Origin of the sequence: Pseudomonas sp. 2hn (genome assembly GCF_019646095.1) — a bacterium.
GTDB classification, from domain to species: domain Bacteria; phylum Pseudomonadota; class Gammaproteobacteria; order Pseudomonadales; family Pseudomonadaceae; genus Aquipseudomonas; species Aquipseudomonas peradeniyensis.
In genome coordinates, this window is record NZ_CP081016.1 from 2,620,399 (window position 1) to 2,644,514 (window position 24,116).

Sequence of the window (24,116 nt, forward strand, 5' to 3'; positions counted from 1 at the left end):
TGGGTTTCATCTGCGACAGGGCAATTCGCCGGTTTGCGTGGGACATCGCCAGGCGCATGGCACCGGCTGGGCCGGTGTTCGCGGGGCAAGCCCGCTCCTACAGGGGGCCTGCGTGGGAGCGGGCTTGCCCCGCGATGAGGCCCTTCAGACGGTACGCAGGCGCGCCTTTTCCACTTGCTGCATTTCCACGCCATCGAGCAACGCCTCGACTACTGCCTTGGCCGCGTCCAGCCCGTGGTCGTTGCCCAGTAGCAGGTCGTGGCAGGTACCGGTCGCCAGCTCCATGGCCTTGAGGTTGGTGGCGAATGCGCCCTTGAGCAGGGTGGACAGGTGCACCAGCGCATCTTCGAAGTCCACGCCTTCGCGCACGGCGAACAGGGAAGGGTGGCTGCATTCGCAGTTGCCGAAGCTGGAGTGCGCCGTGGTGGCGCGGGACGGAGGATCAGGTAAGCCTTTTGTCATTGTGTCGCTCCTTGATTCAATGGAGCCGCCACAGTTCGCTACCAAACGAATGGTGACGGCTGAACGCAGGTTGGTAGACCGGGAATCAAGGAAACCGGCGCGCACGGGGGCGCCCTGCGCACAGCCGCCATTGAACGATACAGCGGACACAAAAAAGCGCCGACTGAATCGCTGAGCGGGCGCTTGTGCGCCTTGATTGATCGCGGGCTACCAAACCCGGCTGCTGGACTTACAGCAGCGCGCAAAGGTTACCGGGGCAGGGCGAGGGTTTCAAGGACGGATGTGTAAGGAATTAATCCAGGATGACACGGCTCAGGGGATACTTCGAAAATCCTCAATTGCAAACTTGTAGGCATCTATAAGGACTTCCCTGGCTTTTCCATAGTCGGACTTTTCTTCCAGGTATTTAGCTTTGTTCGACTCATTGGGAGCAGCAGAATAGACTTTGTACGCCTCACGTGCTCTCGACCCTTGGAGCACTACATCTTCAAATCGCTCCTGGTCAATACGTAGGATTCCCAGAGAGGGTGTTTCCAAGCGCACTTTATCCTGGTGTACTCGGTCTTTGTTGGGTAATGCGAGAGCATGAGATAAGGCGTTCTCAGCAGTGGTCTTTATGACCAATGGCGCAAACTCCGGGTTTGAGTTTATCAGGTTAGCCATCTGGTCATATGAAGTGGCGCTTATTTGAAGGGTTAACTCTTTTGTCGCGGAAGCGTTCGTCAAGGCTGGGTCAAACGCGAGTGCTGTTGGACGCTTGGTCATTCTCCCATCAGGATCCACATGATTCACCGGATCCCCCCCGCAATACCCATAGGCATTGATCCCACCCGCCGCAAAAGGGCTGAGTCCGTCCGGCGAGTGGAACCGCATCAATGTCGGGCTGAACGCACGATGCCCATTGCCGAGCAGGTAACAGCCCGTCAACAGTTCCCGTATCACGCCATTGAAGCCAAGCTGCGCGCGGATAACCGCCTGGACCAGATCATGGCCGTAAGCCGAGAAAACGAACCCATGGCGCAATGCCCCTCGCGACGCGATCAGCACGGAGCCTGCCAAGTCACCTGCCAGCAGCCTGGTATCTGGATCAACCACAGCCTCACCCACCGTTCAGAAATGACCAATCCACGTTAACGTGCGCCCCTGGCCAGTGAAACTGGCAAAAATGCCAGGTATGGCACTACCGACAAAGAGGACTTGCAATGCCCGAACCCTCCAACCTGCTGGCCTTCGCCCTGATCAGCCTGGGCATGGTGCTGACCCCCGGCCCCAACATGATCTACCTGATCTCCCGCTCCATTTGCCAGGGGCGCGGCGCCGGCTTGATCTCGTTGGGTGGCGTGGCGCTGGGCTTCGTCTTCTACATGCTCTGCGCAGCGCTGGGCATCACCGCGCTGGTCATGGCCGTGCCGTTTGCCTACGACGCCCTGCGCATCGGTGGCGCGCTGTACCTGCTGTACCTGGCCTGGCAGGCGCTGCGCCCAGGAGGACGCTCGCCGTTCCAGGTCCGCGACCTGCCGGCCGACAGCCCGCGGCGGCTGTTCATGATGGGGTTCCTGACCAACCTGCTGAACCCGAAGATCGCGGTCATGTACCTGTCGTTGATGCCGCAGTTCATCGACCCTGGCCACGGCAGCGTGCTGGCGCAGTCGCTGGTGCTGGGCAGCACGCAGATCGCCATCAGCGTCACGGTCAACGCGCTGATCGCGGTGATGGCCGGTTCCATCGCCCTGTTCCTGGCCGGCAGGCCGGTGTGGCAGCAGGTCCAGCGCTGGCTGATGGGCACGGTGCTGGCGGGGCTGGCGCTGCGCATGCTGGCTGAAGGGCGCCGTTGATCGTCGGCGCCGATCCGATGGAACGTTTTGCCACCGGGCGATTTCTTACCCTCAGAGGAAAGAAAACGTGCCCGGGAAAACCGAGACATGAAAGCGCGCCAGGAGAGCAAGACGGTCAACCTGAAAACACTGCCGAGCTTCCTGGGCGGCGGTGGCGAAGTCAGTTGCCTGCTGCAGGCGATGGACTGGCGACAATCCCCGCTCGGGTCACCGGACGGCTGGTCGCCGGTGCTGCAGTCGGTGGTGGCCATGCTGCTGCCGGCACAGGCGCAGATCGTGTTGTTCTGGGGGCCGCAGTACATCGCGTTGTACAACGATGCCTATTGGCCGACCATCGGTAGCAAGCACCCCGCGGCCCTGGGCCGGCCCGGACAGGAGCACTGGAGCGAATTGTGGAACGACCTCGAGCCGCTGCTGCGCGGGGTGCGTGAAACCGGGGTGACCTATTCGGCCCGGGACCGGCCGTTCTACATCGAGCGGCATGGTTCGGGCGAAACCGCCTATTTCGATGTCTCCTATTCCGCCGTGCGCGAGGCCGACGGTGGCGTGGGAGGCGTGCTGTGCATCGTCACCGACACCACTGAGCGGGTGCGTTTCCAGCAACGCCAGGGGTTTCTCCAGGAATTGCGCCAGGCCTTGCCGGGCCTGGGCGAGGCCGAGCGCATCGAGGCCCACGCGGTGCGCCGCCTGGGGGAGGAACTGGGCGCGGCGCGGGTCTGCTTCGGCGAGGATCTGGGCGATGGCCGGCGCTATCGGGTCGCTCAGGAGTGGGCCGCCGAAGTACCGTCGATGGTTGGCTATAACCAGTACTCGGCCCTGGACCCGGCCCTGCGCGAGGCGCTGCTGGCCGGTAAGGCGGTGCAGCGCAACTATGAGGCGAGCCAGGTTGCGCCGGCCCGGTTCAAGGGCCTGTGCGCCACGCTGCACGTTCCGGTGCTGCGCGCCGAGCGCCTGGAGGCGATGCTCGCGGTGCATTTCCATACCCCCCATGCCTGGGCCGACAGCGAGTGCCTGCTGGTGGAGGAGGCGGCCCGGCAGGTCTGGGCGGCGGTTACCCACGCCCGTGCCGAGCGCGCCTTGCATGTGCTCAACGAAAACCTGGAAGAGCGGGTGGCCAACATGCTCGCCCAGCGCGAGGCTTCACTGGCGCAACTGCACGAAGCACGCAAGGTGGAGATGATCGGCCAGCTTACCGGCGGCATCGCCCATGACCTCAACAACATGCTGACGCCGATCATCGCCTCCCTGGAGCTGCTGCGCCGCCATCCCCAGCCGGAGCGCGCCGAGCGCTTGATCGATGGCGGCCTGCAGGCGGCCGAGCGGGCCCGCAACCTGGTCGGCCGCCTGCTCAGCTTCGCCCGGCGCCAGACCCTCAAGCCCACCACGGTGTCGCTGGCGGTGCTGGTGGAGGAGATGCGCGAACTGATCGTCCGCTCGCTGGGGCCCACCATTGCCATCGAGGTCAGCGTCGAGGCGGCGTTGCCTGGGGTGCTGGTGGATCCGCATCAGTTGGAACTGGCGTTGCTCAACCTGGTGGTCAATGCCCGCGATGCCATGGGCGAGGGCGGGAAACTGACCATTCGCGCAGGTCTCGACGGCGATGGCGCGTCCCGACTGCCTGGTTTGCAGGCAGTGCCGCAGGTGTGGCTGCGGGTTGCCGACAACGGCTGCGGTATGAACGAAGACGTGCTGGCGCATTGCATCGAGCCGTTCTACTCGACCAAGGGCGTGGGCCGCGGTACCGGGCTGGGCCTGCCGATGGTGCAGGGCCTGGCGTTGCAGTCCGGCGGCGGTTTCGGTATTCGCTCGCGGGTGGGCGAAGGCACCGAAGCGACCTTATGGCTGCCGGCCAGCGAACATGAGGTGGTTGAAGAAGCGGTGAAACCTGTCGAGGTACCTCGGGCACAGCGCCAGACCCGCGTGCTCCTGGTGGACGATGAGCCACTGGTGCGCCAGGCCACGCTCCTGCAACTGCGCGCATTGGGTTACGAGGTGACCGAGGCCGAGGGGCCGGCCCAGGCACTGGCGTTGCTGGACAAGGGCCTGCTGCCCGATGTGCTGATGACCGACCATGTCATGGCCGAGACCACCGGCGTGCGCTTCGCCCAGCAGGTGCGCGAGCGGCTGGCGCAGCTGCCGGTGCTGATCATCACCGGCTACGCCAACCTCACGCCCCGTGAACTGCATGGCTTCGAGGTGCTGCGCAAGCCGTTTCGCCAGGACGAGCTGGGGCAGAGCCTGGCACGACTGCTCAAGTCCTAGCCAATACATCCCCGAGCATCTGGCACACCTGTTCGGCGGAATAGGGCTTGGCCAGGAAGGCGAAACCTTGGTGGCCTCCTTCGGCGATCGCTTCGCTGTAGCCAGAGGTGAGGATCACCGGCAACTGCGGTTGGCTGCGGCGCAGTTCCCTGGCCAGGGCCAGGCCGCCCATGCCCGGCATCACCACGTCGGAGAACACGGCGTCGAACCCGCCCCGTGCCGACGCGATCTGGGCCAGAGCGTCCTCGGCCGAAGTCGCCCAGCTGATCTGGTAACCATGGTCGCGCAGGATCTGCGCGGTGAAGCTGCCGACATCCGGATTGTCCTCCACCACCAGTATGTGCTTGCGCTGGCCATGGGGAACCAGCGGTACGGGGACCTCGGGCGTTTCACCGTCGGCCTGAGGCACCTGGGGCAGGTACAGGGTAAAGGTGGTGCCCTGGCCTTCGACGCTGACCACCCGCACATCGCCACCGGACTGCTTGACGAAGCCGAACACCTGCGACAGGCCAAGCCCGGTGCCCTGGCCGGAGGCCTTGGTGGTGAAGAACGGGTCGAAGATGCGTTCCAGCAGGTGTGGGGCAATGCCCACGCCGCTGTCGATGATCGAGATCGCCGCGAACGGCCCGTCCTGCGCCGCCTGGCCACGCAACGCCGGCAAATGCTGGTCGGCCTCCAGGCGCAGGCGCAGGGTGCCCGCGCCGGCCATGGCGTCGCGACCATTGATCATCAGGTTGATCACCGCGGTTTCCAGCTGGCCGAGGTCGGCGTGCACATGGCAGGGCCTGTCGGGCAGCTCCAGGCTGACCTGAATGCGTGCGCCGGTGGCGGTGTCGAGCATGTCGGCCATGGCTTCGAGCCTGGGGCCGGCCTCGAACACCTGCGGGCTCAGGGCCTGGCGACGGGCGAAGGCGAGCAGTTGCCCGGTGAGCTTGGCGCCACGGTCGACGGTATCGGACACGGTCTTGAAGTAGCGACTGCGGCGGCTCTCGTCGAGGTCCGGGCGCTGCAGAAAGTGAATGGAGGAGCGGATGATGGTCAGCAGGTTGTTGAAGTCGTGGGCCACGCCGCCGGTCAGTTGGCCGATGGCCTCGAGCTTCTGGGTCTGGCGCAGCACGGCCTCGGTGTGCAGGAGCTGGCCGGTGCGCTCCTCCACGCGCTGCTCGAGGGTGGCGTTGAGCGCTTCGAGGGCGGTCAGCGCCTCGCGCACCTCGGCGTTGGCCTGGACCCGCTGGATATGCGCCCAGCAGCGCCCGGTCACCTCGTTGAGCAGGGTCTGTTCGTAGCGGGTCCAGGTCCTGGGCAGCTTGTCGTGGATGGCCATCAGCGCGGTCAGGCGGCCTTCCTTGATCAGCGGCATGCAGACGGTCGCGGTAATGCCGATGGCCTGGAACGTCGCCGCCTCGCGGGCCGGCAACTGTGCAAGGTTGTCGTCGATCACCAACGCCAGCCCGGCGCGCAGGCGGCTGACGGCCAGCTCGCCGAAGTCGGCCAGGCGGTACTGGCCGAGCAGGCGCGGCGAGCCTGGTGCAACCCAGTCGCCGCAGATGGTGAAGCCGTCCTCGTCGGGGTCCATCACGGCATAGGCGCAGCTCGACAGGTGCAGGTGTTCGCCCAGCAGGCGCGTGGTGGTGGCCATGATCCGCTCCGGGTCGGTGGCGTTTGCCGCCGCCCGGCTGAGGGTGTCGAGAAAGTTCAGGCGCTGGTTGGCCACCACGCTGGCGGTGGTCTCGGTAACCGTATCGATCATCCCCAACACCTGGCCGTCGTGGTCGCGGATGGGGCTGTAGCAGAAGGTGAAGTAGGCGCGCTCCGGGCTGCCGTGACGCTCGATCACCAGCGGAAAGTCCTCGATGTACACCGCCTCGCCGGCGAGCGCGCGCTGGGCCAGGTGGCGGATATCGCTCCAGGCCTCCTGCCAGACCGCGCTGAAGGGCCGGCCCAGGGCCGAGGGTTTGTTGCCGAGGATTTCGCTGAAGGCGTCGTTGTGCAGGGTGATCAGCTCGTCGCCCCACAGCACGGCCTGGGGAAAGCGCGAGGCCAGGCACAGGGCAACCGTGGTCTTGAGCACATCGGGCCAGTTGGCAAGCGGGCCCAGGGTGGTCGACGACCAGTCGTGGTTGCGGATGCGTTCGGCCATGAGGCCGCCGCCGTCGAGCCATTTCGCCATGAGCTGTGCGGGTCCTTGTGCGTGAGAGCATCAGGGTGCACCGAGACGCGGCGCTTGGCGAGGGGTTTTGTGTCGTCTTTGGGGGCGCCATCGCGGGGCAAGTCGCATCGGCGCACCGCCGCTCCCACGGTATGCAGCAGATGCGTGGGAGCGGCGGTGCGCCGATGCGACTTGCCCCGCGATGGGCGCGCTGCGGTCAGCGGATGAAATGCACCTTGCCGGTATCGTCGTTGCCCATGTAGATCCCGTACACGCCGGCCTGGCGCTCGAGGATGTAGCGTTCGAGGATCTGCCGGATCGCCGGGTAGTAGATTTCGTCCCAGGGAATCTCGTCCGGCGCGAAGAAGCGATAGGCCAGGGTCTCCGGCCCGAACTGCCCCGTCTCCTCGGTGGCGATGGCGCGAAAGACGATGTACACCTCGCTGATCCTGGGCACGCTGAAGATCGAGTAGGGCGAGACGATCTCGGCGCGCACGCCGCTCTCCTCCCAGACCTCGCGCAGGGCCGCCTGCTCGGTGGTCTCGCCGGCCTCCATGAACCCTGCCGGCAGGGTCCAGGTACCGGGGCGCGGCGGGATGGCGCGCTGGCACAGCAAGTATTTGCCGTCACGCTCGATGATGCAGCCGGCGATGATCTTCGGGTTGACGTAGTGCACGTAGCCACAAGCGCCGCAGTACAAGCGTTGATGGCTGTCGCCGTTGGGGACGCCCCGGTCCAGTTCCGTGGTGCAGTGCGGGCAGTAGCGCGGGGCGGTGGGCATGGTCAGCGGCCTATGCGAGGATCCTTGAGGGGCAGGGGGGCGACGATATCGCGGACCTTGGCGTTGTCGTCCTGCTTCTGGCGCAGGTAGTCCAGGGCCACCTTGGCGGCTGCGCGCACGTGGTCGACCGAGGCCTGGTGGGCGGCCTGGGGGTCGCCGCTCTTGATCGCCTCGACGATCTTCTCCATTTCACGGTTGCTGGCGCCCCGGCGGTTCTCCTGGGACACCGAGGTGGCGCGCAGGTAGCTGATGCGCGCTTGCAACTGGCGCAGCTGCTGGGCGGCGACCTGGTTGCCGGAGCCTTCGAGCAGCACGTCGTAGAAGCCCTGCACCGAATCGAGCACCTGTTGCAGCTCGCCGTCTTCCAGCGCATCGCGGTTGACGTCCAGCGCGCGTTCCAGGGCGCGGATGTCCTTGGCCTTGGCGTTGAGGGTGAACAGCTGCACGATCAGCCCTTCGAGCACGCAGCGCAGCTCGTAGATGTCGCGGGCGTCCTCCAGGGTGATGATGGCCACCCGCGGACCCTTGGCATCGGCGAACTCGACCAGGCCTTCGGACTCCAGGTGGCGCAGCGCCTCGCGCACCGAGGTGCGGCTGACGCCCAGGCGTTCGCAGAGGTCGCGCTCGACCAGGCGGTCGCCGGGCAGCAGGTGGAAGTTCATGATTGCGCCGCGCAGCTTGTCGAGCACGATTTCACGAAGGGTGACGGGGTTGCGGTTGACCTTGAAGCTGTCGTCGAGGGGCTGGCGTTTCATCAGGGGCGCTCTTCTATGCGGCTGTTGCGCCAATATCGCGGAATGCCACGAACCCGGGCATTCCTTGCAGTGGTTCACACAGCCCGCTGTTAACGGGGGGGCTGCCCATCGGCTTCGGCGAACGCCTCGCGGGCCAGGCGGAAGCTGTCCACCGCCGCGGGCACGCCGCAGTAAATGCCGACTTGCAGCAGGATCTCGCGAATCTGTTCGCGGCTCAGGCCATTACGCAAGGCGCCGCGGATGTGCAGCTTGAGTTCGTGGGGCCGGTTGAGCGCGGAAATCATCGCCAAGTTTATCATGCTGCGCTCTTTGAGCGACAAGCCCTCGCGGCCCCAGACATGGCCCCAGCAGTACTCGGTGACCAACGCCTGGAGGGGCTGGGTGAAATCGTCGGCTTGCTCGATCGAGCGCTTGACGTAGTCCTCGCCGAGCACCTGGGTGCGGATCTGCAGGCCTTTTTCGTATTTCTCGTTGTTCATGGGCCGGGTTCCTGCCTGATGAAGAAAAATGGGGGATCGGTGTTTTGTTCTTCGCGGGTAAACCCGCTCCCACAGGATCTTCACTGCCCTCGAGCCATGTATGGTCCCTGTGGGAGCGGGTTTACCCGCGAAGAGGCCAGCGCCGATAGCCGATAGGGCATCAACCCAGCGGCGGCAGCGCGCCGAGCTTGCCCTTGTGGTACACCATCGGTGTCACCGCCTGTTCGGGGAGCACCAGGTTCTTCACCTGGCCGACGATGATCGCGTGATCGCCGCCGTCGTACTCGCGCCAGAGTTCGCACTCGATGATCGCCGTGGCCTTGGCCAGCAGCGGGTTGCCCAGTTCGCTCAGGTGCCAGTCGATGCCGTTGGCCTTGTCCTTGCCCTTGCCGGCAAAGGCGTAGGCCTCGGCGGTCTGCTCGGCGGACAGCAGGTGAATGGCGAACTGCTTGCTGTCGCGCAGCACCGGGTAGGTATCGGAGGCGTAGTTGGGGCAAAACAGCACCAGCGCCGGCTCGATCGACAGCGCGCTGAACGCGCTGGCGGTGATGCCGACGATGCCGCCGTCGGCGCCCAGGGTGGTGACCACGGTGACGCCGGATGGGAACGAGCCCATCACGTCTTTGTAGATGCCGGGTTCGATCATGGCGCAGGTCTCCTAGCGCATCACAAAGGGGTCGGGCATGGGCGCGGTGGACAGGTTGATCCACACCGTCTTCAGCTCGGTATAGGCCAGCACCGAGTCGATGCCGCTCTCACGGCCGTAGCCGCTGTTCTTGAACCCGCCGATCGGGGCCATGGCCGACACCGCGCGGTAGGTATTGACCCAGATGATCCCCGAGCGCACGTCGCGGGCCAGGCGATGGGCGCGGCCCAGGTCGCGGGTCCAGATGCCGGCGGCCAGGCCGAACTGCGAGTCGTTGGCCATGGCCAGGGCCTGTTCCTCGGTCTTGAAACGGATCACCGCAGCGACCGGGCCGAACACCTCTTCCTGCATGATGGTCATCGAGTGGCTGTCGCATTCGAACAGGGTTGGCTCGTAGAACCAACCGTCTCCCGCGACTTCGGCGCGCTTGCCGCCCATGCGCAGGGTGGCGCCTTCGGCCTTGGCGGCGGCCACCAGGCTTTCGATCACGGCCAGTTGCTGGGCGGTGGCGATCGGGCCCATCTCGCTGTCTTCATCCTGCGGGTTGCCGATGCGGATGCTTCTGGCACGCGTGATCAGGCGCTCGACGAACTCATCGAAGATCTCGTCCTGCACCAGCAGGCGCGAGCCGGCCACGCAGCTCTGCCCGGAGGCGGCATAGATGCCGGCCACCGCGCCGTTGACGGCGCTGTCCAGGTCGGCGTCGGCAAAGATGATGTTCGGCGACTTGCCGCCCAGCTCCAGCGACAGCTTGGCGAAGTTCTCGGCGCTGCTGCGCACCACATGGCGGGCGGTGGCGGCACCGCCGGTGAAGGCGATCTTGCGCACCAGCGGATGGCGGGTCAGCGCCGCGCCGGTGCTCGGGCCGAAGCCGGTGACCACGTTGACCACGCCGGCCGGGAAGCCGGCTTCGAGTGCCAGGCGGGCCAGCTCGAGGATGGTGGCCGAGGCATGTTCGGACGGCTTGAGCACGAGGGTGTTGCCGGCGGCCAAGGCTGGGGCGAGCTTGATCGCGGTGAGGTAGAGCGGGCTGTTCCAGGGGATGATCCCGGCCACCACGCCGATCGGCTCGTGCACGGTGTAGGCGAACAGGTCGGGCTTGTCCAGCGGCAGGGTGCCGCCTTCGAGCTTGTCGGCCAGGCCCGCGGTGTAATGGAAGAACTCCGGCAGGTAGCCGACCTGGCCGCGGGTCTCGCGAATCAGCTTGCCGTTGTCACGGCTTTCCAGCTGCGCCAGGTGTTCCTTGTTGTCGGCAATCAGGTCACCGAGGCGGCGCAGCAGCTTGCCCCGGGCGGTGGCGGTGAGGCTGCGCCAGGCCTTGCTGTCGAAGGCGCGCTGGGCGGCCTGCACGGCCAGCTCGACGTCGGCTTCATCGGCGTCGGGCAGTTGCGCCCAGGCCTTGGCGGTGGCCGGGTCGAGGCTGTCGAAGGTCTTGCCGCTCTGGGCATCGCGCCATTGGCCATCGATGCACATCTGGAAACGAACGAGGGTCATGCAACTATCCCCTTGGCGGATTCGGTGAGGGTGCGGGCCTGCCTGAGGAAGTCCAGCAGCATCTTGTTGACTTCGCGCGGTGCTTCCACCGGCATCATATGCCGTTGCTCGGCCAGCACCACGCAGTGGGCGCCGGGTATGCGCGCAGCGAGCTGGCGGGCCATGGTCGGGGTGGAGCCAGCGTCGAGCTCGCCGGTGGCGATCAGCGTCGGCACCTGGAGGCTGCCCAGGTCTTCGGCGCGGTACATGTCCTGGGTGGCGAACAGCGCGTAGGTGGTGTGGTAGCCCTGCGGGTCGTTGCTCGCCAGCACCTGGCGAATGGCCGCGACCTGGGCCGGGTTGGCGGCCTTGTACTCGCGGCTGAACCAGCGCTCCAGCGCCGCGTCGACATTGGCATCCGGGCCCTGGGCCAAGGCCTGGGCGGCGCGGGCGATGACCCCGGCGCTCTGCTCGGGGCTGCGGTTGAACACACTGTTGAGCACCACCAGCGCCGCCAGGCGTTGCGGGTGGTTGAGGGCGAACGCACGCGCCACCAGGCCGCCCATGCTGAAACCGATCACGCAGGCTTGCTGGACCTGCAGGTGGTCGAGCAGTTCGGCGAGCTGGTCGGCGTAACCTTCCAGCGCGGTGTCGGCGGCGGGCACGCGGCTGTGGCCGTGGCCGAGCATGTCGTAGGCGATGACGCGGTAGTCGTTGGCCAGGCCGACGAATTGCCCGCCCCACATTTCCTTGTTCAGGCCCACGCCGTGGATCAGTACCACGGGTTGGCCCTGGCCCTGGACCATGTAGCTGGTCCCGGCCGGTGTACGTTCAGCGACAGGCTGAATCATGGAGGGCGCTCCTTGAAGGACGGGCGCGGCGGGGAGTCGCCACGCCCAGGCCCGTCTTGGTCATTGTGGTTATCGAGCGTTGGCCTTTTCGGCGGCCAGTTCTTCCAGGTCGATGTAGCGGTTGCCGATGCGCGGATGCAGGCGGCCGCCGTCGGCGGCGCCAAGCACCACGACGATCTCGTCGGCGCGCGGGGCGTCCTCGATCTGCATCTCCAGGGTGATGTAGTGCGAGCGCCGGCCCTCGTCATCCTTCTGCATCATCGGGATCTGGATCGAGGTGCCCGGGCCGCCGCGCTTGTTGGTGAAGCTCAGGTAGCTCTTGGCCTGCACGGCTTCACGGTAGTGGTTGCCGAAGCGCAGGGTGTGGATCACCGCCGAGGCGTGCTCGATCTCGCCGTCGGCGCCGACCACGGCGGCCTTGCCATAGGCTTCGATCTTTTCCGCGCCGCCGATGGCGGCGGTCAGGCGCTCGACCATCAGTGCGCCGAGGTCGGAGCAGTTGGCGCGGATCTCGGGCTTGAGGTCCTCGACGAAACCGCGACCGGCCCACGGGTTCTTGATGACCACGGCCAGGCCGACCATGGTCACCGGTTTGTCGGTGGCCTTGCCGCCTTCGATGCGGGTCTCTTCGGAGTAGGCGACGATCTTGCGGATTTCGAAACTCATGACGGGCTCCTGGGTAGGGTGATCAGCTTTTGCTGTCTGATGGTATACCATAATATTTGATGTGCAATAGCCGTTTGAAAAAAACGCGGGATGGTGTGTCTGACCATGCCAGCCCTTTCGCGGGGCAAGCCCGCTCTCACGCCGTCGGTGGGAGCGGGCTTGCCCCGCGAAAGGCCCTGAAAAAAAGCCCGCCCCGATGGGCCAGGACGACCCACCGGAGCGGGCCGATCCCGCAATCATTCAGGTAAAGGGAACTCAGGCGAACGCCGGCAGCACGTCCTTGATGAACAGTTCCAGCGATTTCTTCTTTTCGCTGTGGGGCAGGCTGTTGTCGCACCAGAAGCTGAACTCATCGACCCCCAGTTCCTGGTAGTAGCGGATGCGCGCGATGATCTCCTCGGGGGTGCCGATCATGGTGTTCCTGCGGATGTTCTCCAGCTCGAACGCCGGCACCTCGGCGAACTTCGACGCCGGGCTCGGCGCGAGGAAGCCATTGACCGGGACGGTCTTGTTGCCGAACCAGGCATCGAAGGTGCGGTAGAAGCGCGAGATGGCCTGGGCGCCGACCTTCCAGCCGTCCGGCTCGGCCGGGCTGTGCACATGGGTGTGGCGCAGCACCATCAGTTGCGGGCGGGGCACGTCCGGGTTGTTGTCCAGGGCGGCCTGGAACTTGTTCCTCAGGTCCCGCACTTCTTCGTCGCCCTTCATCAGCGGGGTGACCATGACGTTGCAACCGTTGGCCACGGCGAAGTTGTGCGAGTCCGGGTCGCGGGCGGCAATCCACATCGGCGGTGCGGCGTTGAACGGCTTCGGCACGCTGGTGGAGGTGGGGAACTTGTAGACCTCGCCGTCGTGGGCGTAGTCGCCCTGCCATAACTTGCGCACCACCGGGACCATCTCGCGCAGAGCCTTGCCGCCGTCGGTGGCCGGCATGCCATTGGCCATGCGATCGAACTCGAACTGGTAGGCGCCGCGGGCCAGGCCCACCTCCATGCGACCGTTGCTGATCACGTCGAGCAGGGCGCATTCGCCGGCCACGCGGATCGGGTTCCAGAATGGCGCGATAAGGGTGCCGGCGCCCAGGCGGATCTTCTCGGTGCGGGCGGCCAGGTAGGCCAGCAGCGGCATCGGGCTGGGCGAGATGGTGTATTCCATGGCGTGGTGTTCGCCGATCCACACGGTGCTGAAACCGCCGTCTTCGGCCATCAGGGTCAGTTCGGTGAGGTCTTCGAACAGCTGGCGGTGGCTGACCTGCTCATCCCAACGTTCCATGTGCACGAACAGCGAAAATTTCATGGGGCTTTCCTCGGAGCTTGTTGTTGTCTTGTTGTCGCCTGCCGGGGCAGGTTTCAGTGTGGAAGTGGCCAATCGATCGACAGGCTTCTCTCAGGCGAGAGCGGGCAGGCTGGCCATCTTGCCGCGGCAGTAGACCATCGGGCGGGGCGCCTCCTCGGGCACGATCAGGTTGTGTACCTTGCCGACCATGATCGCGTGGTCGCCGCCTTCGTATTCGCGCCACAGTTCGCACTCGATCACGGCGGTGGCCCCGGCCAGGATCGGGTTGCCCAGGGCGCTCAAGGTCCAGTCGATGCCAGCGGCCTTGTCCTTGCCTTTTTTCGCGAAGGCGTAGGCCTCGGCCTGCTGCCCGCCGGAGAGCAGGTGAATGGCGAAACGCTTGTTCTTCATCAGTACAGGGTAGGAGTCGGAGCTGTAGTTGGGGCAGAACAGCACCAGCGGCGGGTCCATCGACAAGGACGAAAAGGCGCTGGCGGTGAGGCCGACGATCGAACCGTCGTCGTCCAGCGTGGTGATGACGGTGACGCCGGACGGGAAGGAGCCCAGGACGTGCTTGTAGACGGTTGCGTCGATCATGGTGTGATCCTCGAGGGGCTGCGGTGGTCCGCGGTTTTTATCGTTGATGTGTCTGATGGTATACCGTAATACCTTCTTTGCAAGCGGAATTTTCCAGGCCACGCAGAACGCGATGAACGGCACAGTCCCCGGTTTCATTGGCGTGGCCGCTGAAAACAGTGCGCGAACAGAGGAGAGAGAGCGGATCAGCTGCGCCGAAAAAGCACGGTGCAGTGTTGTCAAAAGCTTGGAATACCATAATATGGTGCGCGGCTGAGAGGCCGCCTCGAGCGGTTTCCTTACAACGATAAAAACGACCTTTCGAGCTGAAATCCTATGTCCCAACCGTCGTCGCAACACGCGTTTGTCGAAAATCACACGGTCGATTACGTGCCACCCGCCGAGCGCCACGGGAAGGCGCGCGACCTGTTCACCCTCTGGTTCAGCACCAATATCGCGCCACTGCCCATCGTCACCGGCGCCATGGTGATCCAGGTGTTCCACCTGAACCTGTTGTGGGGGCTGGTCGCCATCGTGCTGGGGCACCTGGCCGGCGGCGTGGTGATCGCCCTGGCCTCGGCGCAGGGGCCGCAGCTGGGCATTCCGCAGATGGTGCAGAGCCGGGGCCAGTTCGGCCGTTACGGTGCGCTGTTGATCGTGTTCTTTACCGCCCTGATCTATGTCGGGTTCTTCATTTCCAACATCGTCCTGGCCGGCAAGACCATCCACGGCATCACCCCGAGCGTGCCGATGCCGGGCGCGATCGTGATCGGTGCGTTGGGCGCGACGGCGATCGGCGTGATCGGTTACCGCTTCATCCATATCCTCAACCGCATCGGCACCTGGGTGATGGGTTCGGCACTGCTGGCCGGTTTCATCATGATGTTCGTCCAGGACCTGCCGGCTGATTTCTTCGGCCGTGGCGCCTTCAACCTGTCGGGCTTCATCGCCACCGTGTCGCTGGGCACTATCTGGCAGATCAGCTTCTCGCCCTACACATCCGACTATTCGCGCTACCTGCCGCGTGAAGTGGGCATCGCCAGGCCGTTCTGGGCCACCTACTTCGGCGCTACCCTGGGCACCATCCTGTGCTTCAGCTTTGGTGCCGTGGCGGTGCTGTGCGTGCCCGAAGGGATCGATGCGATGGATGCGGTCAGGCAGGCCACCGGCTGGCTGGGCCCAATCCTGATGGTGCTGTTCCTGCTCAACATCATCAGCCACAACGCCCTCAACCTGTATGGCGCGGTGCTGTCGATCGTCACCGCGATCCAGACCTTCGCGGCGCAGTGGACCCCGAGCATCAAGGTGCGGGTGGTGTTGGCTACGGTGATCCTGGCGGGTTGCGGGCTGGTGGCGCTGAATGCCTCGGCGGACTTCATCGGCCAGTTCATCGGGCTGATCCTGGCGCTGCTGCTGGTGCTGGTGCCGTGGGCGTCGATCAACCTGGTCGACTTCTATGTGATCAAGAAGGGGCAGTACGACATTGCCTCGATCTTCCATGCCGACGGCGGGATCTATGGTCGCTTCAACCCCCACGCGATCATTGCCTACACCTGCGGCATCCTGGTGCAGTTGCCGTTTGCCAACACGTCGCTGTATGTCGGGCCTTACTCGAACATCGTCGAAGGGGCGGACCTGTCGTGGCTGTTCGGCCTTTTGGTGACGGTGCCCCTCTATTATTGCCTGGCGACGCGCAGCCAGCCGACGAAGGCGGGGCAGGTGCTCGGGGTGAGTGACTGACCTTCGCAGGCTGTTGTGCAGCCCACCGCCGGCAAGCCGACGATGGGGCGTACAGCGACCTCACTCAGACCTTGAACTGCGCCACCAGCCCATTGAGTTCCAGCGCCAGGTGCGACAGGTCCTGGGCCGAGGCACTGGTCTGGTTGGCCCCGGTCGTGGTCTGCATCGACAGGTCGCGGATGTTCATCAGGTTGCGGTCCACTTCCCGCGCCATCTGGGCCTGTTGTTCCGAAGCACTGGCGATCACCAGGTTGCGCTGGTTGATCGAGGCGATGGTCCGGGCGATCAGTTCCAAGGCCTGGCCCGCCGACTGCGCCACCTCCAGGGTGCCGCTGGCACGGCCCTGGCTGCTGTGCATGGCGCTGACCGCGCGCTCGGTGCCGACCTGGATGCCACCGATCATCTGTTCGATCTCGGCAGTGGACTGCTGGGTGCGATGGGCCAGCGCCCGCACCTCGTCGGCGACCACGGCGAAGCCGCGCCCGGCTTCACCGGCACGGGCGGCCTCGATGGCGGCGTTGAGGGCCAGCAGGTTGGTCTGCCCGGCGATCGAGCCGATCACATCCAGCACCCGGGTGATCTCATTGGCGCTGCTGGCCAGCTGTTCGATCTCTTCGGCGGTACCGGTGACGTCGTCGACCAGGTGCTGGATCGAGGCCAGCGCCTGGTTGACCTGGTCGCGGCCGTCGCGGGTGGTCTGGTCCGCGCCCTGGGAGGCCTCGGCGGTGCTCACGGCATTGCTCGCCACTTCCTCGACGGCGCTGGTCATCTGGTTGACGGCGGTGGCGGCCTGGTCGATCTCGGTGCTTTGTTGCTGCAGGCCGCGGCTGGTGTCCTCGGTGACGCTGTGCAGCTCTTCGGAGGCCGAGGCCAGGCGGTCGGAGGACGCGGCGATCTTGCCGATGGTGTCGCGCAGGCTCTGCTGCATGCGGCGCAGGGCGTGCAGCAGCAATGCCGGCTCGTCGTGGCCGACCACCGTGATTTCGCGGGTCAGGTCGCCGGTGGCGATGCGCTCGGCCACCATGACGGCGTCTGCCAGCGGGGTGACGATGCTGCGGGTAAACAGGGTGGCGATGGCGATCAGCACCAGGACGATCAGCACCAGCGCGGTGATGATCACCGCATACGCCTGGTCGCTGACCGTGTCGCTGCGGTGCGAGGCCGCTTCCGCGCCCTTGTAGTTGAAGGCCACCAGTGTTGCCATGGCGTCCATCATGCGGTCGGCGCGCTGGATCAGCGGGCCGTTGATCAGGCGCCTGGCTTCGGCCATGCGCCCGGCGCCGATGTTCGCCAGCACCTGTTGCTGCTGCTGGACGTATTGCTGGCGCGCCGCGAGGAAGGCATTGAACAGACTGCGGTCCTGGGCGTCGGAAATGGTCTTCTCGTAATCCTTGAGGTCCTGCTGGATCGCTTCCTCGATACTGTTGAGCAGATTGACGCTGGCGTTCTCGTCGGTATCTTCCTCCAGCGCCGCGCGCAGCGTGGCGGCGCGTTCCTGGGCGAGGGTGCCGCCAATCTCGTTGAGGGCGATCACGGCCGGCAGCCAGTTGCGGCGGATCTCGTTGGTGGCATCGTTCATCTGCCGGGTTTCGTACAAGGCCACCAGGCCCATGGCCAGGACCAGGCCGGCCAGCAGCGTGAACAGGCTGGTCGCCCGTTTGCCGATCTTCATGTTTCTCAACAGCATGGATGTTCCTTGACGTCAGAATGCAAACGTCAGGAGCATGATCCCGGGGGCTGCGGGGAGATAGTCGCCAGGTCGCACGTGTTGCGGCGGATTTTCCTATTTGCCGGTACCTGTCCCGGCGTAGGCGGGCTCCCAGCGGACGGCGTCATCCGCCGGGAGCCCGGTTGAGCGGCAGTGTAATGCGCTTGCTCAGACCTTGAACTGCGCCACCATCCCGTTCAGCTCCACCGCCAGGCGTGACAGGTCCTGGGCCGCCGCGCTGGTCTGGTTGGCGCCGGCCGAGGTCTGCATCGCCAGGTCGCGGATGTTCACCAGGTTGCGGTCCACCTCCCGGGCCACCTGGGCCTGCTGTTCGGAGGCGGTGGCGATTACCAGGTTGCGCTGGTTGATGGTGGCGATCGCCTCGGCGATCAGCTCCAGGGCCTGGCCGGCCGACTGCGCCACGGCCAGGGTGCCGTTGGCGCGACCCTGGCTGCTGTGCATGGCGCTGACCGCACGCTCGGTGCCGGACTGGATGCCACCGATCATCTGCTCGATCTCGGCGGTGGACTGTTGGGTGCGGTGGGCCAGGGCGCGTACCTCGTCAGCGACCACCGCGAATCCTCGGCCGGCCTCACCGGCGCGGGCGGCCTCGATGGCGGCGTTGAGGGCGAGCAGGTTGGTCTGCCCGGCGATCGAGCCGATCACGTCCAAGACCTGGCTGATCTCGTTGGCGTGGCTGGCCAGTTGCTCGATCTCCCCGGAGGTGCCGGTCACGTCATCGACCAGGTGCTGGATCGAGGCCAGTGCCTGGTTGACCTGGTCGCGACCGTCGCGGGTAGTGCGGTCGGCGCCCTGGGAGGCGTCGGCGGTGCTCACGGCATTGCTCGCCACCTCTTCGACGGCGGCGGTCATCTGGTTGACCGCCGTGGCGGCCTGGTCGATCTCGGCGCTCTGCTGGTGCAGGCCGCGGCTGGTGTCCTCGGTGACGGTGTGCAGCTCCTCGGAGGCCGAGGCCAGCTGGTCGGAAGACGCGGCAATCCTGCGCAGGGTGTCGCGCAGGCTATGCTGCATGCGGCTCAGCGCGGCCAACAGCAAGGCCGGTTCGTCGTGGCCGAGCACGACGATCTCGCGGGTCAGGTCGCCGGTGGCGACCCGCTCGGCCACGGCAACGGCGTCGGCCAGGGGCACGACGATACTGCGGGTGAGCAGGGTGGCGATGCCGATCAACGCCAGGGTGATCACGGCAATGGCGCCGATGATCAGGCTGAAGGCTTCGTCGGATGCCGCGCTGCTGCGCAATGAGGCTTGCTCGGCGCCCTTGGTGTTGTAGTCGATCAGTTCGGCCAGGGCCTTCATCATGCTGTCGGCGTACTCGGCCAGCGGGCCGTTGACCAGGCGCCGGGCCTCATCCAGCTGGTCGTTGCCGGCGGCGACGCGGATGGCTTGCTGCAATGCGTGATAGCGTTCGCTCAGGCCCATGAAGGTGTCGAACAGGGCGCGGTCATCCGCGGCGAAGATGGTGCGCTCGTAGGCCTTGAGGTCGCGTTCGAGCTGCTGGTTCACCTGGACGATCTTGTCCAGCGTGGAATGGCGGGCGCTGCTGCTGTCCTCCAGGACACTGCGCAGGGTCAGGGCGCGGGCCCGGCCCAGGTTGCTGCTGACCTCGCCCAGGGCGAGCACGGCGGGCATCCAGGTGAGACGGATTTCGTCGGTGGCGCTGTCCATCCGCCGGGTTTCGTAGAGGGCGACCAGGCCCAGGGCCAGGACCAGGACCCCGAGCAGGGTGAACATTCCTGCTGCCCGAATACCGATCTTCATGTTCCGTAACTGCATGCGACGCTCCTTGACGGTGGCTGGCAGGCGTCAAGAGCGCGGACTGACCGGGCTCGGCTGGAAAGGCTCTCGATGCACTGCGAAGGGGGGTTATATCCTCACGGTTCATGTTGTTTTTTCTGAATGATGCCATAGCGCCACTATTATTGACCAGTCGTTCAATGTAATGACGCATACAAACAGGCCCGTCACTTCCGGGACGGGCCTGTTGTTTTCGTTCACTCGACGATCGGAATCAGCGGGTCGGCTGCTGCCAGGGCTTGGGCGCGGTCGGCGGCTGGCGGGTAGATCCAGACCGAGTTGATCTGGCGCTTGAGGTTCTTGCCGTCCTGGCCCTGCAGCTTCAGTTCGCGGGTCCAGCCTTCGCTGTACGCGGCGCCCCAGTCGCCCAGGTCCAGGCAGGTGACGTACTTGGGCTGGCGGTACGCTATCGGTGCCTGGCCCAGCAGGTCGGCCATGGCGTTGTTGCCGCTGTGGCGACCCATGGGGATGGCGTGCTGGCAGGTCATCAGGGCGTGGTTGCCCAGTTCGTCGACTGCGGCCCAGGCCACGTCGCCGGTGGCGTAGATGTGCGCCTGGCCGATCACCTTGAGGTGGTCGTCGACCCGCAGGCGACCGAAGCCGTCACGCTCGCCAGCGATCTGCGCGGTCAACGGGCTGGCTTTGACGCCGGCGGTCCAGATCACGGTCTTGCTGGCGATGTACTCGCCGTTGTCCAGGGTCACGCCACCGGCATCCACCGCCACCACCGAGGTGCCGGTCAGCCATTCGACGCCCGCCTGCTCGCTGGCGGCGACGATGGCCGGGGTGATCCCGGCGCCGAGGGCGGCACCGACGCTGGCGCCACGGTCGATCAGCACCACGCGGGCATGGCCTTCACCGAGGATGGCGCGCAGGCGCGGTGGCATCTCGGTGGCGGTCTCGATGCCAGTGAAGCCGCCGCCGCAGACCACCACGGTGTTGCGCGCCGGCGAGGCGGGCAGGCTGGCCAGGCCGTGCAGGTGCTGTTCCAGGCGCACGGCCGATTCCATCTGGTCGACATCGAAGCTGTGCTCGGCCAGGCCCGGCACGGCAGGACGGGCCACCTGGCTGCCGGCGGCGAGGATCAGGCGGTCGTAGGCGAGCTGCTGCGGCAGGCCATCGGCATCGCGGTAGCCGACCTGGCGGGCAGCACTGTCGATGCTGTCGGCGGTGCCAGGGATGAACTCCACGCCCACCACGTCGAACAGGGCCTCCAGCGGTGCCTGCAGCGTGTGGACGTCGGCCTCGTAGAAGCGTGGGCGGATGCGCAGTTGCGGCTGCGGGGCCAGCACGCTGATGCGCACGTCGCCGCGTTGTGCCTGGTCGAGCAGGCGGGCGGCGCTCAGGGCGCTCCAGACACCGGCAAAGCCGGCACCGATGATCAGGATACGAGAGGTCATGTGGGTGCTCCGCAAGGATAGGTAAAAGGTCTTCGATGAGGCGTTCACTGCCTATCGAATAACTACGACTGTATTGGTCGTAGTTTAGATCGACAAGTGTTTTTTTTCGGGTCGTGCGTTCGCAAGCGCTGGTGCATCGGCTGTAGCCAGCGTGTTTATTGGCTTATGCGGGGGTGTTGATGTGCTTGTGCGGCGACGGACGGCGACGACCGGCTTTGCCTGTCACCGATGAAGGGCGTACTATTTGCGACAGATCTAGTCGGAGATTGATATGTCCCTTTACAGCGCCGGTGTCGAATACGGCATCCACTGCCTGCTGTTCCTGGTGGACGAGCGCGGCGACAGCCGCGAGTCCAGCGTGCGCGACCTGGCCGAGTTGCAGGGCGTGCCCCAGGAATACCTGGCCAAGGTCTTCACCAAGCTGGCCCGCGCCGGGCTGGTGGCGGCGACCGAGGGCGTGCGTGGCGGGTTCCGCCTGGCGCGGCCTTCCGACGAGATCACCGTGCTGGATATCGTCACGGCCATCGATGGTCCGAAGAAGCTCTTCGACTGCCGGGAGATCCGCGAGCGTTGCGCGGTGTTCGAGGGCGCGGCGCCGGCCTGGGCCACCGAAGGCACCTGCGCGATCCATGCGGTGATGCTGGGGGCGCAGAAGCGCATGGAGGAGGCGCTGGCCCAGCAGACCATCCTCGACCTGGCGCGGCGCTTCGGGCGCAAGGCGCCGACCGAGTTCGGGCAGAAGGTCAATGACTGGATGAGCGAGCGCCGCGACGGCAAGGGCGCGGGCGGGGATATTCCGCTGCAGGCCGTCTGACCAATCGGCCCGGGCTGGCGGTGCAACGGAAAATTGTGCTCAGGCCCCAGGTAAATCCTTGCCTGGGTGATCGGCCCACAGGGGCCAAGCCGAGGTAAGCTGACAGAAAAAATCCGTGCGCCCCCCCGGCGCCAGAGAGGTCAGCGTGGCTTCCTACACCTTGCGCCAACTCAAGTACTTCGTCACCACGGTGGAGGCCGGCAGCGTCGCCGAGGCCTCGCGCCAGCTGTATATCGCCCAGCCGTCGATCTCCACCGCGATCAAGAGCCTGGAAGAAAGCTTCGGCGTGCAGCTGTTCATCCGCCATCACGCCCAGGGCGTGTCGCTGACGCCCAGCGGCAAGCGCTTCTACGCCAAGACCCGGGCCCTGCTGCAGATGGCCCATGAGTTCGAGCAGAACGCCCTGGCCGACAACGACACGGTGGCGGGGCAGATCGACATCGGCTGTTTCGAGACCGTGGCGCCTTTGTACCTGCCGCGGCTGATCGCCGGTTTTCGCCAGCGTTACCCGGGGGTGGACATCCGTCTGCGCGACGGCGAACAGCAGGACCTGATCCAGGGCCTGACGGCGGGCACCTTCGACCTGGCGTTCCTCTACGACCATGACCTGGACGGCACCATCGAGACCGAGCCGCTGATGCCGGCGCAGAAACCCTATGTGCTGCTGCCGGAAAACCACCGTTTCGCCGGGCAAACCCAGGTGTCGCTGCGCGACCTGTGCCCGGAGCCGATGATCCTGCTCGACGTGGCGCCGAGCCGCACCTATTTCGTCAGCCTGTTCAACGAGCTGGGGCTGACGCCGAACATCGTCTTCAGTTCGCCGTCGATCGAAATGGTTCGGGGCATGGTGGGGCAGGGCTTCGGTTTCTCGCTGCTGGTGACCCGACCGCACTCCGAATTTACCTACGACGGGCAGCGTTTGGTGACCCTAGACATCACCGAACCGGTGGCGCTGTCGGGCTTGGCGGCGGCGCACCTCAAGCGCGTACAGCTGACCAAGCCGGCGCAATTGTTCGTGGAGTTCTGTCGGGAGGAACTGGGGCGGTTATAAGCATCGACCACCTGTCGCCAAGTCGGCGTTGACGACCGAACGTTGCCCTGTCGGTGCTTTCTTCCACTAAGGTGCTAGAGGCACTTTGACGCTTTCATTGTCTGGGCGAATGGACCTGCTCCCAGGCATGGCCAATATCAATTGGCGGCTCTCCAGTGGAGGGCGTACCACACCCAACAGGCCATCCAATAACAAAGAGGATCTGTACCATGTTGATTGGCGTTTCGATGCTTGAGATGCGGCAAATGATCGAACAGGCCTGCCTGCCTGATCGCTGCGAGGTGAGCTGTACGGACGACGAACACCTGACCATTCGTCTCGGACAGGGGCAGAGCCTGGACGATTGCCTGACCGTGACCGGCGTGCCTGTGGCCAGTCTCAATTCCTGCCATGATTTATTGGGATTGGTCGCTCGCGTGAAAGCACAGCGTGACGTTCAGCCAGGTGTGCGCAAGGCTATCGCCTAGCCTTTCATTGCAGCTCAAGCAGCAGGTTGATTCCGCCATCGCCGCATTTGACGTAGTCGCGGACCACTCCGCGGTAGCTACGCCCCTCCCAGGCGAAGGCGACACTGTGGGCCTTTTCCATCTTCACCGGCAAAGGTGGTTGGATATGCAGGCGCAACGCTGGGCGGCCTTGCAGATTGACGGCGGCCAACTGAACCTGGCATTCGGCGCGCTGGGCCACCGGTCCGAACAGGGTATCGCGGACGAAGTCCAGTTCCAGCAAGGCGCAGGGGGCGCGACAGGGCATCTTCATGGTGGCTTTCCGGCGAAAGAGGCATACCTCGAACGTTGGAAGCTTAAAAGCGCAAGACGTTCAAAATATTTCAGCCTGTTACGCCTGCCTCTTCTCAGGTCGCTTTCTGGCAAAAGACATAATTGGGACTGCGTGCATTCAGATGCCCCCTGCTGTGCTCGCAACGTTCCATTTGTAGCGCGCCGTGGGCGGTCCGCTATGGCGCGCCGAGAATCTCCAGTACTTTATCGCGCAGTTGATCGATGCTGAACGGCTTGCCAATCAGGTGCATGCCTTCGGGCACGGTGAAACTCTCGGCATAGCCGCTGGCGAACAGCACCGGCAGCAATGGCCGGACTTCGCGGGCCTTGGCGGCCAGTTCCTCGCCGCGCAGGTCGGGCAGGCCGACGTCGGTCATCAAAAGCGCCAGCGGCTGGTCGGGATCCTCGATGATCTTCAGGGCCGCGCCGGCACTGTCGGCCTCAATGGTGGTGTAGCCCAGTTCGCCGAGCACTTCGACTATCAGCATGCGTACGATGTCGTCGTCTTCGACTACCAGAAGGTGCATGGTGCGGATCCTGTTTCGGTGGATTGTCTCTACTCTGTGCCCAGGGCGGTGGCAGAAGTTCCCAAGCTTACC

Annotated in this window: 23 protein-coding genes; 6 read left to right on the forward strand and 17 right to left on the reverse strand. The window is 65.2% G+C overall.

The window, feature by feature from the left end; all coding sequences use genetic code 11:
- Window positions 1-144 precede the first annotated feature (144 nt).
- Both K2O50_RS11940 and K2O50_RS11945 read right to left on the reverse strand, forming a co-directional pair.
- A complete protein-coding gene (locus K2O50_RS11940) occupies window positions 145-378 on the reverse strand; it encodes a hypothetical protein (protein WP_028689390.1) in 234 nt (77 codons plus the stop codon).
- Window positions 379-774: 396 nt separating this feature from the next.
- Entirely contained in the window at window positions 775-1,557 is a 783-nt protein-coding gene (locus K2O50_RS11945; RefSeq protein WP_256206001.1) for an RHS repeat-associated core domain-containing protein, read from the reverse strand.
- 107 nt (window positions 1,558-1,664) lie between these two features.
- On the opposite strand from K2O50_RS11945, the gene K2O50_RS11950 reads away from it, so the two are divergent.
- Together K2O50_RS11950 and K2O50_RS11955 are read left to right on the forward strand one after the other, a co-directional pair.
- Window positions 1,665-2,297 carry a LysE family translocator gene (locus K2O50_RS11950; protein WP_050706000.1) on the forward strand — a complete coding sequence of 211 codons (633 nt, stop codon included), beginning with the start codon at window positions 1,665-1,667 and terminating at the stop codon, window positions 2,295-2,297.
- Window positions 2,298-2,384: 87 nt separating this feature from the next.
- Window positions 2,385-4,559, forward strand: a complete 2,175-nt coding sequence (locus tag K2O50_RS11955) for an ATP-binding protein (protein ID WP_050705999.1) — start codon at window positions 2,385-2,387, stop codon at window positions 4,557-4,559.
- On the opposite strand, the gene K2O50_RS11960 is transcribed toward K2O50_RS11955, so the two are convergent.
- The 10 genes from K2O50_RS11960 to K2O50_RS12005 form a co-directional block, all read right to left on the reverse strand.
- A complete protein-coding gene (locus K2O50_RS11960; protein WP_050705998.1) occupies window positions 4,549-6,729 on the reverse strand; it encodes an ATP-binding protein in 2,181 nt (726 codons plus the stop codon). The genes K2O50_RS11955 and K2O50_RS11960 overlap by 11 nt on opposite strands.
- 196 nt (window positions 6,730-6,925) lie before the next feature.
- Entirely contained in the window at window positions 6,926-7,489 is a 564-nt protein-coding gene (locus tag K2O50_RS11965; RefSeq protein WP_050705997.1) for an NUDIX hydrolase, read from the reverse strand.
- A gap of 2 nt (window positions 7,490-7,491) precedes the next feature.
- On the reverse strand, window positions 7,492-8,244 hold the full coding sequence (locus K2O50_RS11970; protein ID WP_050705996.1) for a GntR family transcriptional regulator: 753 nt from the start codon (window positions 8,242-8,244) through the stop codon (window positions 7,492-7,494).
- A gap of 89 nt (window positions 8,245-8,333) precedes the next feature.
- Window positions 8,334-8,723: a carboxymuconolactone decarboxylase family protein gene (locus K2O50_RS11975; RefSeq protein ID WP_050705995.1), complete on the reverse strand. Its 390-nt coding sequence runs from the start codon at window positions 8,721-8,723 to the stop codon at window positions 8,334-8,336.
- 160 nt (window positions 8,724-8,883) lie between these two features.
- The gene (locus K2O50_RS11980) at window positions 8,884-9,369 is read right to left on the reverse strand and encodes a flavin reductase family protein (RefSeq protein WP_050705994.1); all 486 of its coding nucleotides are present in this window, start codon (window positions 9,367-9,369) and stop codon (window positions 8,884-8,886) included.
- A gap of 12 nt (window positions 9,370-9,381) precedes the next feature.
- The gene (locus K2O50_RS11985; protein ID WP_050705993.1) at window positions 9,382-10,863 is read right to left on the reverse strand and encodes an aldehyde dehydrogenase; all 1,482 of its coding nucleotides are present in this window, start codon (window positions 10,861-10,863) and stop codon (window positions 9,382-9,384) included.
- Complete coding sequence (locus K2O50_RS11990; protein WP_050705992.1) at window positions 10,860-11,693, reverse strand: alpha/beta fold hydrolase; 834 nt, start codon at window positions 11,691-11,693, stop codon at window positions 10,860-10,862. The genes K2O50_RS11985 and K2O50_RS11990 overlap by 4 nt, the downstream gene beginning before the upstream one ends.
- Before the next feature lie 69 nt (window positions 11,694-11,762).
- Window positions 11,763-12,359, reverse strand: a complete 597-nt coding sequence (locus tag K2O50_RS11995) for an amino acid synthesis family protein (protein WP_050705991.1) — start codon at window positions 12,357-12,359, stop codon at window positions 11,763-11,765.
- Between the two features lie 255 nt (window positions 12,360-12,614).
- Window positions 12,615-13,655: an LLM class flavin-dependent oxidoreductase gene (locus K2O50_RS12000; protein WP_050705990.1), complete on the reverse strand. Its 1,041-nt coding sequence runs from the start codon at window positions 13,653-13,655 to the stop codon at window positions 12,615-12,617.
- Window positions 13,656-13,745: 90 nt separating this feature from the next.
- The gene (locus tag K2O50_RS12005; protein ID WP_050705989.1) at window positions 13,746-14,231 is read right to left on the reverse strand and encodes a flavin reductase family protein; all 486 of its coding nucleotides are present in this window, start codon (window positions 14,229-14,231) and stop codon (window positions 13,746-13,748) included.
- Between the two features lie 315 nt (window positions 14,232-14,546).
- Between K2O50_RS12005 and K2O50_RS12010 the strand changes: the two genes are divergently transcribed.
- A complete protein-coding gene (locus tag K2O50_RS12010; RefSeq protein WP_050705988.1) occupies window positions 14,547-15,950 on the forward strand; it encodes a cytosine permease in 1,404 nt (467 codons plus the stop codon).
- 64 nt (window positions 15,951-16,014) lie between these two features.
- Here the strand turns inward: K2O50_RS12010 and K2O50_RS12015 are convergent, their stop codons facing one another.
- The 3 genes from K2O50_RS12015 to K2O50_RS12025 form a co-directional block, all read right to left on the reverse strand.
- On the reverse strand, window positions 16,015-17,637 hold the full coding sequence (locus tag K2O50_RS12015; RefSeq protein WP_220690018.1) for a methyl-accepting chemotaxis protein: 1,623 nt from the start codon (window positions 17,635-17,637) through the stop codon (window positions 16,015-16,017).
- Between the two features lie 189 nt (window positions 17,638-17,826).
- Window positions 17,827-19,452, reverse strand: a complete 1,626-nt coding sequence (locus tag K2O50_RS12020) for a methyl-accepting chemotaxis protein (RefSeq protein WP_050705986.1) — start codon at window positions 19,450-19,452, stop codon at window positions 17,827-17,829.
- A 218-nt stretch (window positions 19,453-19,670) separates the two neighbouring features.
- Window positions 19,671-20,873 (reverse strand): NAD(P)/FAD-dependent oxidoreductase, encoded by a 1,203-nt coding sequence (locus tag K2O50_RS12025; RefSeq protein WP_050705985.1) that lies wholly within the window; start codon window positions 20,871-20,873, stop codon window positions 19,671-19,673.
- 271 nt (window positions 20,874-21,144) lie between these two features.
- On the opposite strand from K2O50_RS12025, the gene K2O50_RS12030 reads away from it, so the two are divergent.
- The 3 genes from K2O50_RS12030 to K2O50_RS12040 all read left to right on the forward strand — a co-directional run bounded on the left by K2O50_RS12030 (window position 21,145) and on the right by K2O50_RS12040 (window position 23,205).
- Window positions 21,145-21,687 carry an Rrf2 family transcriptional regulator gene (locus K2O50_RS12030; RefSeq protein WP_050705984.1) on the forward strand — a complete coding sequence of 181 codons (543 nt, stop codon included), beginning with the start codon at window positions 21,145-21,147 and terminating at the stop codon, window positions 21,685-21,687.
- A 145-nt stretch (window positions 21,688-21,832) separates the two neighbouring features.
- Window positions 21,833-22,738, forward strand: coding sequence for a LysR family transcriptional regulator (locus tag K2O50_RS12035; RefSeq protein WP_050705983.1), 906 nt, complete (start codon window positions 21,833-21,835; stop codon window positions 22,736-22,738).
- A 236-nt stretch (window positions 22,739-22,974) separates the two neighbouring features.
- Window positions 22,975-23,205 carry a DUF1652 domain-containing protein gene (locus K2O50_RS12040; protein WP_050706029.1) on the forward strand — a complete coding sequence of 77 codons (231 nt, stop codon included), beginning with the start codon at window positions 22,975-22,977 and terminating at the stop codon, window positions 23,203-23,205.
- A 4-nt stretch (window positions 23,206-23,209) separates the two neighbouring features.
- On the opposite strand, the gene K2O50_RS12045 is transcribed toward K2O50_RS12040, so the two are convergent.
- Both K2O50_RS12045 and K2O50_RS12050 read right to left on the reverse strand, forming a co-directional pair.
- Window positions 23,210-23,497 carry a hypothetical protein gene (locus K2O50_RS12045; RefSeq protein ID WP_050705982.1) on the reverse strand — a complete coding sequence of 96 codons (288 nt, stop codon included), beginning with the start codon at window positions 23,495-23,497 and terminating at the stop codon, window positions 23,210-23,212.
- Window positions 23,498-23,693: 196 nt separating this feature from the next.
- The gene (locus tag K2O50_RS12050; RefSeq protein ID WP_050705981.1) at window positions 23,694-24,044 is read right to left on the reverse strand and encodes a response regulator; all 351 of its coding nucleotides are present in this window, start codon (window positions 24,042-24,044) and stop codon (window positions 23,694-23,696) included.
- Window positions 24,045-24,116 lie beyond the last annotated feature (72 nt).

Bases quoted from the DNA above. Each gene is read 5' to 3' on its own strand.
- K2O50_RS12050 (WP_050705981.1), bottom strand. From the start codon at position 24,044: ATGCACCTTCTGGTAGTCGAAGACGACGACATCGTACGCATGCTGATA.
- K2O50_RS12005 (WP_050705989.1), bottom strand. From the start codon at position 14,231: ATGATCGACGCAACCGTCTACAAGCACGTCCTGGGCTCCTTCCCGTCC.
- K2O50_RS12000 (WP_050705990.1), bottom strand. From the start codon at position 13,655: ATGAAATTTTCGCTGTTCGTGCACATGGAACGTTGGGATGAGCAGGTC.
- K2O50_RS11970 (WP_050705996.1), bottom strand. From the start codon at position 8,244: ATGAAACGCCAGCCCCTCGACGACAGCTTCAAGGTCAACCGCAACCCC.
- K2O50_RS11960 (WP_050705998.1), bottom strand. From the start codon at position 6,729: ATGGCGAAATGGCTCGACGGCGGCGGCCTCATGGCCGAACGCATCCGC.
- K2O50_RS12010 (WP_050705988.1), top strand. From the start codon at position 14,547: ATGTCCCAACCGTCGTCGCAACACGCGTTTGTCGAAAATCACACGGTC.
- K2O50_RS11955 (WP_050705999.1), top strand. From the start codon at position 2,385: ATGAAAGCGCGCCAGGAGAGCAAGACGGTCAACCTGAAAACACTGCCG.
- K2O50_RS12030 (WP_050705984.1), top strand. From the start codon at position 21,145: ATGTCCCTTTACAGCGCCGGTGTCGAATACGGCATCCACTGCCTGCTG.
- K2O50_RS11995 (WP_050705991.1), bottom strand. From the start codon at position 12,359: ATGAGTTTCGAAATCCGCAAGATCGTCGCCTACTCCGAAGAGACCCGC.
- K2O50_RS11980 (WP_050705994.1), bottom strand. From the start codon at position 9,369: ATGATCGAACCCGGCATCTACAAAGACGTGATGGGCTCGTTCCCATCC.
- K2O50_RS12020 (WP_050705986.1), bottom strand. From the start codon at position 19,452: ATGCAGTTACGGAACATGAAGATCGGTATTCGGGCAGCAGGAATGTTC.
- K2O50_RS12045 (WP_050705982.1), bottom strand. From the start codon at position 23,497: ATGAAGATGCCCTGTCGCGCCCCCTGCGCCTTGCTGGAACTGGACTTC.
- K2O50_RS11975 (WP_050705995.1), bottom strand. From the start codon at position 8,723: ATGAACAACGAGAAATACGAAAAAGGCCTGCAGATCCGCACCCAGGTG.
- K2O50_RS11985 (WP_050705993.1), bottom strand. From the start codon at position 10,863: ATGACCCTCGTTCGTTTCCAGATGTGCATCGATGGCCAATGGCGCGAT.
- K2O50_RS11950 (WP_050706000.1), top strand. From the start codon at position 1,665: ATGCCCGAACCCTCCAACCTGCTGGCCTTCGCCCTGATCAGCCTGGGC.
- K2O50_RS12015 (WP_220690018.1), bottom strand. From the start codon at position 17,637: ATGCTGTTGAGAAACATGAAGATCGGCAAACGGGCGACCAGCCTGTTC.
- K2O50_RS11990 (WP_050705992.1), bottom strand. From the start codon at position 11,693: ATGATTCAGCCTGTCGCTGAACGTACACCGGCCGGGACCAGCTACATG.
- K2O50_RS12040 (WP_050706029.1), top strand. From the start codon at position 22,975: ATGCGGCAAATGATCGAACAGGCCTGCCTGCCTGATCGCTGCGAGGTG.
- K2O50_RS12025 (WP_050705985.1), bottom strand. From the start codon at position 20,873: ATGACCTCTCGTATCCTGATCATCGGTGCCGGCTTTGCCGGTGTCTGG.
- K2O50_RS11965 (WP_050705997.1), bottom strand. From the start codon at position 7,489: ATGCCCACCGCCCCGCGCTACTGCCCGCACTGCACCACGGAACTGGAC.